Raw genomic sequence first — 1,959 nt, 5'->3', positions numbered from 1 at the left:
CCAAAACAATCAGAAGTATTGTAACAACTGCGGGAGGAAACTGGAATGAAAATCGATCTAAGCGGCCCTCTTTACGATGCACTGAAAAAAACAACCGCAGAGTATTCAGCCTTGATAGAGAAAAATAATCTTCTCGGAGCAAGAAAAAAAGCTGCAGTGATCGTGAGAATATATCGCGAACTTGCAGATAAGACTCCTGCAAATAGAAAAGAGAATACTGAGTGTGTAGCAAAACAGGGAATCAAATCAGATATGGCACATAAGAAGATAGGACAGGCGAGGATCGACATTACTTTAACGGCGGAAGATAAAAAGGATGTTTTAGTTGTTGTGCGAGGATATGGAGAAGTTGTTTCATGTATTTTTGAAAGAATCGATAAAGAACTGAAGGTTTTCCTGGAGGCGGAGTGAACAATGATACAAAACGAACGCTATCAATTTTTGTACAATCAAGGTGTAATGAATTTGAACAGAGGAAGATACGCGGAAGCTCTCAAATCGTTTGAAAATGCAAGACGCGAATCAGATAATTCATATGCATATTCCGGAATTGGACGTGCATATTATGGTCTTGGAAAATACAGCGATGCTCTGAAAAATTTTGAAATAGCATGCGTTAGGTACTCTGGAAATATTCAGGCAGCTCATTGGATGGCGAAGACCCTCGGTAAAATGAAGCGCTATAGCGAAGCTGAAGCACAGTTTAATGTGGTGTTGAGAAGACTGGGGAATGGACCTATAAATTTCTATCAGGAAGTCTATGCGGACTATGAAGATATGAAAGATGAGAGGGAGGGAAGGAAACCCAGAGGTTCGGTTCATAAACCTCCCATGTCATATTCTGTGAACAAAGATTCATCTACAAAAATAATTATCAATGGTGATGTTTCTGCTCCAGTTAACATCGGAGGAATTCAGGCAACCGATGACGCGATAATAAACAGAGCAGAGATTGACAATTCAGCAAAGAAAGAAGTTGTCGGATTCAACTCCAAAAAAGATGGTTTTTTCTCAAAAATATTTGGGTCAAAAAAATCTACCTGCCCGGATTGCGGGACCACGATCCAAAACAATCAGAAGTATTGTAACAACTGCGGGAGGAAACTGGAATGAAATCGCCATTTCGTGCATCCGGTAAGTTAACAAATGACGCTCATATTGTCAACTTTAGAAATCCTCAAAGAGCACTTAAAATTATTCAGGAGGCACTTGTTAATAATGAAAACAAATACTGGGCATTTGCTGAGCAGGGAAATATCTATACCGCTCTGTCAGAATATGATGCTGCTCTGACTTCATTTGATAAAGCTCTGAAAATTTCCAATGGAGATTATGCACAGTCCGGAAAAGGAAGATGTCTTTATCTTATGAGGCAGTATCCAGCAGCACTACAATGTTTTGAAAATGCATTATCCATTGACAATGAAAGTTTCATGTCTATGCATTGGAAAGGAAAAACTCTTGCCAAACTGAACAGATTGGACGAAGCTGAGAAACAACTTTCTGAAACAATAGCTCTCCTCAAACTGAATCGGGCGAGACCTGGATTCATAAATGAAGTCCGTGACGATTTAGATGATGTCAGAAATAAACTGGGATATAATACAATACATTCAAAAAAAGGTTCAGATTCAGAATCGGGATCCAAAAGCGAATCGAGTATTTCAAGAGATTACAAAGAAGCCAAGACTACCATTATAATCAATGGAAATAATAATCCGATTAATCTTGGTGGAATTCAGGTAACCGATGACGGCATACTGAATCGTCCTATATTTACGAGTGAAAACGGCCCGGGGTCTACAGACCCTGTCGAACCAGCCATCAAAAAATCTGATGAAAATAAATCTGCTGAAAAGAGATTCGGGAATACAAAACACTCAAGCATTTTTTCGCGCATTTTTCAAAAAAACACCTGCCCGGATTGCGGGACCCCGATCCAAAACAATCAGAAGTATT

The 1,959-nt window shown here is 39.3% G+C and carries 3 protein-coding genes; all 3 read left to right on the top strand.

What is annotated here, in order from left to right; all coding sequences use genetic code 11:
- The first annotated feature begins 45 nt into the window (after positions 1–45).
- The gene (locus H575_RS06435) at positions 46–411 is read left to right on the top strand and encodes a hypothetical protein (RefSeq protein WP_042699726.1); all 366 of its coding nucleotides are present in this window, start codon (positions 46–48) and stop codon (positions 409–411) included.
- A gap of 3 nt (positions 412–414) precedes the next feature.
- Entirely contained in the window at positions 415–1,113 is a 699-nt protein-coding gene (locus H575_RS06430; RefSeq protein WP_042699723.1) for a tetratricopeptide repeat protein, read from the top strand.
- The coding region (locus H575_RS06425; protein WP_042699721.1) for a tetratricopeptide repeat protein at positions 1,110–1,959 on the top strand (850 nt) is incomplete at its 3' end. The genes H575_RS06430 and H575_RS06425, both read left to right, overlap by 4 nt.

The sequence above is a fragment of the Methanocorpusculum bavaricum DSM 4179 genome (assembly GCF_000430905.1).
GTDB classification, from domain to species: Archaea; Halobacteriota; Methanomicrobia; order Methanomicrobiales; family Methanocorpusculaceae; genus Methanocorpusculum; species Methanocorpusculum parvum.
This window is presented reverse-complemented; position numbering and strand designations above follow the sequence as displayed.

Bases quoted from the DNA above. Each gene is read 5' to 3' on its own strand.
- H575_RS06435 (WP_042699726.1), top strand. From the start codon at position 46: ATGAAAATCGATCTAAGCGGCCCTCTTTACGATGCACTGAAAAAAACA.
- H575_RS06430 (WP_042699723.1), top strand. From the start codon at position 415: ATGATACAAAACGAACGCTATCAATTTTTGTACAATCAAGGTGTAATG.